The sequence below is a fragment of the Methylomonas sp. BG-2 genome, assembly GCF_057766305.1.
Map to the genome: position 1 here is coordinate 1 of NZ_JBYMAP010000207.1, position 6,797 is coordinate 6,797.

Annotated in this window: 4 protein-coding genes; 1 reads left to right on the forward strand and 3 read right to left on the reverse strand. The window is 59.4% G+C overall.

Annotated features, from left to right (window positions below):
- The first annotated feature begins 590 nt into the window (after positions 1 to 590).
- Positions 591 to 1,913, forward strand: coding sequence for a glycerophosphodiester phosphodiesterase family protein (locus AC3B8H_RS16590; protein WP_488442659.1), 1,323 nt, complete (start codon positions 591 to 593; stop codon positions 1,911 to 1,913).
- Positions 1,914 to 2,433: 520 nt separating this feature from the next.
- Here AC3B8H_RS16590 and AC3B8H_RS16595 read toward each other — a convergent pair.
- The 3 genes from AC3B8H_RS16595 to AC3B8H_RS16605 form a co-directional block, all read right to left on the reverse strand.
- A complete protein-coding gene (locus AC3B8H_RS16595) occupies positions 2,434 to 4,644 on the reverse strand; it encodes a cytochrome-c peroxidase (RefSeq protein WP_488442660.1) in 2,211 nt (736 codons plus the stop codon).
- A gap of 197 nt (positions 4,645 to 4,841) precedes the next feature.
- Entirely contained in the window at positions 4,842 to 5,672 is an 831-nt protein-coding gene (locus AC3B8H_RS16600) for a hypothetical protein (protein WP_488442661.1), read from the reverse strand.
- Between the two features lie 123 nt (positions 5,673 to 5,795).
- Positions 5,796 to 6,566: a hypothetical protein gene (locus AC3B8H_RS16605; protein ID WP_488442662.1), complete on the reverse strand. Its 771-nt coding sequence runs from the start codon at positions 6,564 to 6,566 to the stop codon at positions 5,796 to 5,798.
- Positions 6,567 to 6,797 lie beyond the last annotated feature (231 nt).

Sequence of the window (6,797 nt, forward strand, 5' to 3'; positions counted from 1 at the left end):
TTTAATCAACGCCGTCATGCCCGCCGGGAAGCGGGCATCCAGTGCCATGGATGGCAAGCTTCGACCCGTCCGTGGAGTCTGGATTTCGGCAATCCCTGCCGAAATGACAAGAGCTACCGAGAATCTGACGAAGTAGAAGTAAGCGCTTGCGCGATGTGGCCCGCTATTCGCGGCTGGGGGCGGGGTGATTCGAGCCGTCGCGGGCGGCGACTCGCTTCAACCGCGATCGCAAGCGATTGACATCAGGACGGTCGCCGCTAAAGCGCCGCTTACCGGTTGATGGTTGGCGGGAGCGGCTTTAGCCGCGCCGACGATGTTGCCGACACCGGTCCGTCCATGGTTGTTCAACGACTTGGATAGTCATTTTCGGCGGACCTTACTGATTCGCGGCTAAGGCCGTGCATGCCATTTTTTATCTTCCAGAGTCAAATCCGGTCCACCATCCTTGCGATTAACGCGGCTGAAATATTGGCATGGTACACCGTTCTCGCGGTAACGCATTGCCGGTTAGACCTGATGGTTCGCCCGTCCGCTGTCGCGGCAACGGGTGACGGCCGGCTTCATTAATTCGAGAACTCTGGGAGATTGCAATGTTGATAAGCAAGAGATGGACGAGCCGCGCGGCCGGAACGCTGCTGCTGTTGGGCGGTGGCCTGTGGTCGGCGCTGGCTGGCGCGGACGACGCGGCTTGGGAGCGCGATGCCGATCGCTGGCAGCGCGACGAAAGCGTGCAGGTCGGGCCGCGGCCTTATTACTTGATCGATAAAATGAGCCCCGGTCGCTTGAAAACCAAACTGGAAAGTTGCAGCGATGGACCATTCCACAAAACCCATTTTTCGATCGGCCATCGCGGCGGCGGCACGCTGCAATTTCCGGAACACACCCAGGAAAGCCACGAAGCCGGGGCGCGGATGGGCGCGGGCGTTCAGGAATGCGACGTGACCTTTACCAAGGATGGCGAGCTGGTGTGCCGTCACGACCAATGCGATCTGCACACCACCACCAATATCTTGACCACGCCGCTGGCGGCCGCCTGCACCAAGCCGTTTTCGCCGGCTGAGTTCGATGCCAGCGGCAAGCGTACCAAGGCCGCGTCGGTGCTGTGCTGCACTAGCGACCTGAGTTTATCGGAATTTAAGTCGCTGAAGGGCAAGATGGATGCATCCAACCCCAACGCGGTGACGCCGGAACAATTTTTGGCGGGCACCGCCAATTGGCGCACTGATCTGTACTCGACCGGTGGCACGCTGCTGACGCATAAGGAAAGTATCGCGCTGTTGAAAAAGCTGGGCAGCAAATACACGCCGGAATTGAAAAGCCCAAATCGCAACGCCAAATTGCAGGTGGAAGATGTCTTCGGCAGTCAGGCCGCTTATGCGCAAGCGATGATCGACGAATACAAGGCAGCCGGTGTTTCGCCGAAAACCGTTTGGGCGCAGTCGTTTAATAAGGACGATGTGTTGTATTGGATTCAGCATGAGCCGGCTTTCGGCCAGCAAGCGGTTTATCTGGATGATGCCAACACGCCGGCCGACGTTCCGACTGCCGCCGATTTGAAGGGATACGCCGCGCAGGGCATCAAGATCGTTGCCCCACCGATGTGGATGTTGCTTAGCGTGGACGCCGCCGGCAAAATCGTACCGTCGCAATACGCCAAGGACGCCAAGGCCGCCGGTTTGGGCATCATAACCTGGACCCTGGAGCGCTCCGGCCGTATCGTCGAGGAAGTGTTACCGACCAAGGGCACGACCAGCCCGTCGTTTTATTACCAATCCACGCTGGATGCGTTGGAAAACGACGGCGACATCATGACGACGTTGGACGTGTTGGCGCGGGAAGTCGGTATTTTGGGGATCTTCTCCGACTGGTCCGGCACCGTCAGCTATTACGCCAGTTGCATGGGTTTGAAGTAAGTCCTGCCGTTCGGCCGTTCCCGCGCGTGGCGCGGGAATGTGCCGGCGCAAATATCCATTCGTGGGAGGCGCTTTAGCGGCGGCTGAAAGCGTTTCCCCGCGCCAAACGCCTTCGAATCGCGACTGAAGCCGCTGCTACAGCGGAATGCCAACACAAACCATCATCCTAAAAAGAGCAGTTGGGCGATGAAAAATCCCGCTCGCCCTTCGATGAACTCAGGACGAACGGGATTTTTCAATCACCCGGAGGGTGAGTGTGTTGCGAGCCGTCCGTGCTTCGACAAGGCTCTCCTGAGCGCAGCCGAAGGGCTCGGCACGAACGGCCCGCAACACACGCCAACGGCTCTTTTTAGGATCATCTGAGGGAGGCACTTTAGCGGGGGCTGAGCGCTTATCCCAAGTCGAACGCCTTCGAATCGCGACTGAAGTCGTTGCTACAGCGGAATGCCGGCGAAAATCAGAAGCGGGGTAACGGCTCCGGCAAGGCGCGAGGCTCAAGCAGTTTTTCGTAGCTTCACCTTTAACGGGCCAAGCGCTGCTCGAAACTGGTTAGCGGTTCGGCGACGCCGTCGGCGCCGACGGCCGGGATTTGCAGATATTCGTCCTTGGAAAATTTTGCATGCAGTGGATTGCCTGCGACCGTGGCGGATTCGTCGCCGATGTGTCCGTGCGGAATTTTCAAGGCCGGATGATCGAACGGCGCCCGTTGATAAAGCACGCGCTCGTCGGTCAAGGTTTTCAGGAAGGCCACCAGATCGGCCCGGTTCTGCGGATTGGACTGCAAGGTGGGTTGTGGAAATACCCGAGTCACGTGTTTGCTGTCCAGGTTGAAGTTGCCGCCGCGACTGTAAAATTCCACCACTTGCTCCAAGGTCGCCATGCCGCCGTTGTGCATATAGGGACCGGTCAATTCGATATTGCGCAGCGTCGGTGTTTTAAACGTGGCGGTGACCGCCGCGACCATTCGTTTGTTCACCGCTTTGTTCAACTCCGCTTGTGCGGCCGCCGGTGTCGGGATGAATGCGTTGGTGAGCGGCAGGAAGCAGTTCGCGGTGGTTTGCGGTTGCGGCAACAGGCCGTCGGTTTGGGTAAACAGACTGGGCAGGGGATAGCGCAGTTTCATATCGGTGGCCATCGCATTCTGAAAATCGCAAGCGCGTACCGCATTCACGTCGCTATCCAAGATGGCGGCGGTGTTGCCGACCAACAGTTGTAAATACTGGCTGGTGAACGACAAAGGGTTGCCGAAATCGTCCACGCCGCCGGCGCCGATGTCGTTGGCTTCGCGGGCGGCGCCGTTCGATGAGAAGCCGGTGTCGTAGAACGCGGTGACCGCCTGGTTGCCGACCATTAACGGAATGCGGTTGACGACGTTGGCGCTGGCGCTGATGCGGAAAGTCGGTTCGCCGAAGGCCTCGGGGTGGGTTTGGGCGATGGCGGCGTTGGCGGCGATCGATGCCGCGCTGAAATTCGGTCCCAAATGGCACAGCCCGCATTGATTGCTCCTGAATTGTTTCAAGCCGTTCAATTCTTCGGCGCTCAGGTCTATCGGTTGATGGTTGGCATCGCGGGCGCTGTTGTCGAACGGCGATTCGTCGGAAATCAATGTGCTTTCGTAAAGCTGAATCGCCAACGCGAAGAACATCGGAAAGTTGGCTTCCAACTGCGAGTAGGGGGATTGACCGACCGGTGGGCTGACCGGCACGGTACCCGAGTACGACCAATATCTGGCATGGTAGGCTTGTCGAATCAGCCCGGCGTAGGTGGTGTTCAGCCCCGGACTCAATTTATCGGCGTCGCTGTAGCTATAAGGGCCCAAGACGCTGTCCGCGGCATGCACCGGCTGGTTTTGCAGCGGTTGGCGGAACAGCAGTTTGCGGCCCAGATCCAGCAAACTGCGATGGTTGCAGCTCATTTCGGTGTGATTGGTCGGCGGTGCCACCGCCAATGAAGCCAAGGATGAATTGATCAGGTGCAAGCGTTGCTTTTGCACGGTTCGGGTGCCGGTCAGCACCCAAACGCCGGCATTCGGGTCGCGGTCGCCCCAAGGGCTGCTGCCGTTGAACACGTTGTTGGCTCGGCCGTCCCAGAAGCTGCGATGGTTGAATACCGCGTTGATCACGGTCGGCGCGTTGCGCGGCGTGACTCGGCGGGTGCCGTTAGCGCCAACCCGGAACACCGGGTCTGGCGAGCGGTTACAGGTGTCGATGCCGCTGCTGAAACGGGTCACCGCTTTGAAGTCGCCCGCGAAGGTGCCGGCGGAGCCGACCACGTTGTCGGTATCGAAAATCACCGTCGAATCGGCCAACGGGTTTTCACGCTGGTGCAGCGGAAAGTCGAATACGCTCAGCGGCCGATTGGGACCCAACGGCGTGGCGTCGGCGGCGGCGTCGAAAATTTGATCGGCGGTCGAGGTCGATTGGCCGCCGGCCGAAACCTGATTTTTGGTGCGGCCGTCCGCGCCGGCGTGAAAGTGGCAAGAGGCGCAGGCCATGCCGTCACTGCCGACGTTGCTGTCCCAAAATAAGGCCTTGCCCAGCGCGATCGCCGCCGTTTTATTGACGACAATCGGGGCGCTACCATCCACCAGCCCCGGTACCGGCGGCACCGGCAGCGTTTTCAGACTGATCGGCATCGGCCCCAGTGCCAACTCCGCCGCCACCGGCGTTGCGTGGAAAACGATTGCGGCGGCCAGTAAGCCTGATAAACGAATAGTGTGGAATCTGCGCATGCTCTTACTCTGCGAATGAAACGTGTGGAATAGGCGTTGGCCGATCGGCCTTCGCCCGAAATTCTTAACGACGGCGTGTCTGAACGTTCAGAGAGCCGGTTGAAGGGCCGCCATCCCTGGCGGCATTTTGTTAGCGGTATTGCGGTAAGACATTCACCGACTTCCCGCCAACCGAGGGTTGACGGGGAAGCCGTCGGTCAGGCGCGCGCTGATTTGCGGTTTACACCCAAGAAGCCGACCAAGGCGCTACCGAACAACCAAACCGCGCCTGGAACGGGCACGGCCGCCGGTGGCGTGTAGGTCGATGCCGCCGAGGAGGCGGTAACTTTGACGGTGATGTCGCCGCCGGTGCCGGCGATGTCCGCGCCGCCAACGAATATCGCGTACCAGCCGGCTTGCAGATCGGTCAAGGTCAAGGTGGCGAAGCGTTTGGTGGTGGCGAAGGCCGGGTTGCCGGTGACGCCGATTGTTCCGGTAACACCGGTTTCGTACAAGTTGTCGTTACTGATGTCGTGCGCGCCCGAGTCGATCACGCCGCCGTAAGAGTTGACGTAGTTATGGGACGAAGAGCTGACGTAACCCAGGGTTTCGACGATACCGTCCGGGCCGGTCGCCCAGATGATGCCGGGGTCGCCGGCTTGGCCGACCGAGTTGAACTTATGAATCTGACCGGTGACCTCGGCGGGTGTGTCTACGCCGACCGTGTCGCCGGAATAGGCGACGTTGGTCCGGAAGATCGAGAAAGCCGGGTAATTGCCGGCGGAAGAACGCGCATCAATGATGACGCTTTGCGCGGAGGTCGGCAGATAGAAGTTGGTGAACGCGGCTTGCATCCCCCAGGCATCGTTGGTCAGGGCCGGGTTACCGGAAAAACCGACCGTGCTGCCGTTGAAGGACGGGTTGGTAATGGTCGTGCCCAATTCAACGCTGTTGTCGTTGCCGGTCCACGCGGCGGCGGCTGGTTGCGCGATCGCCAAGCTCAGCGCCGACGCCAATAAAGCGGTTTCGAATAATTTGTTCATAGACATGGTTACAGTCTCCTGCTTCGGCGCCAAAAACATGGCGCCGGAATGATTCCAAGGATGTTGGAGCAGCCGTGACCGGAAAATCGCGGCGATTCGCCCGATCGCGGCTACTCCGAGTGGGGATGGTTAGACCGATTTACGTTTGGCCGAACCCAGATAACCGGCCAGCACTGAACCGAATAGCCATACCGCGCCGGGAACCGGTACCGGTGCCGGGTCGATCGGATCGCCGGACAGGTTGACTTGGAAGGCATTGACGCTCAGGCTGTCGCCGGTGGTGAAGTCGCTCGCCAGGAAGGTCAATTGATAGTCGAAATGGTCTTGGCCGGTAGCGCCGGTAAACGGATTGATCCCGGTGGCGGCGGTGATGGAATCGCCGGCGTTGAAGCCTTGCACGCCATCGTTGGAGTCCAATTTGTAGTCGCCGAACGCAATGATGTAATGGCCGGCGCCTAGTGCGGTGGATAGATAGGAATCGCGCGACGACAGGGTGCCGTCCGCCCAACCGTTGGTGTTGCCCGGCGGTGTATAGCCGGCACCGTCGTCGGCACTGGTGACCTCGGTATCGATTGATACCGTATCCTGATACAAACGGAACTGGGTGTCGGCCAACGTAATTTCGCCGTCGCCGTTCAAGTCCACGTAGGCGTTTGGATGCGAGCCCCAGGCGTTGGAATAACCTTCGTTAGCCCGCACGTCGATCACGACGTTGGCGTCGGCGCTCAAATCGAAGGCCCAGTAATCAATGGTGGTGCCGGCGCCCAAGGTGGCGTCGGTGGCTGCCCGAATCGTGCCGGTGACCACGGCCGCTTGCGCGGCGGAGGACGCGGCTAGCGAGACCGCGAGGGCCAGCAGGGTTTTGCGGGCGGACAAAAATTTGGTTTTGGTATGAGACATGGATATTCCTTGTAAATTTGCGATATCGTCATTGCCGAATGCCTGCCCCCCTCAGAACAGTCGAGGTCGCCGCTTCCGGCGCCTCGGTGGCAATCAGTTCAAGTGGCTTGAGTGATCGCCGGTTTCGGCGAGTTGCTAAGACCAAGAAACGTGCCATTGGAAAAAAGCCCTATGTTTCAAGCATGTGAAAAATATGCAAACCGAAACTGTGTTAAATGCCGATATTCCTTT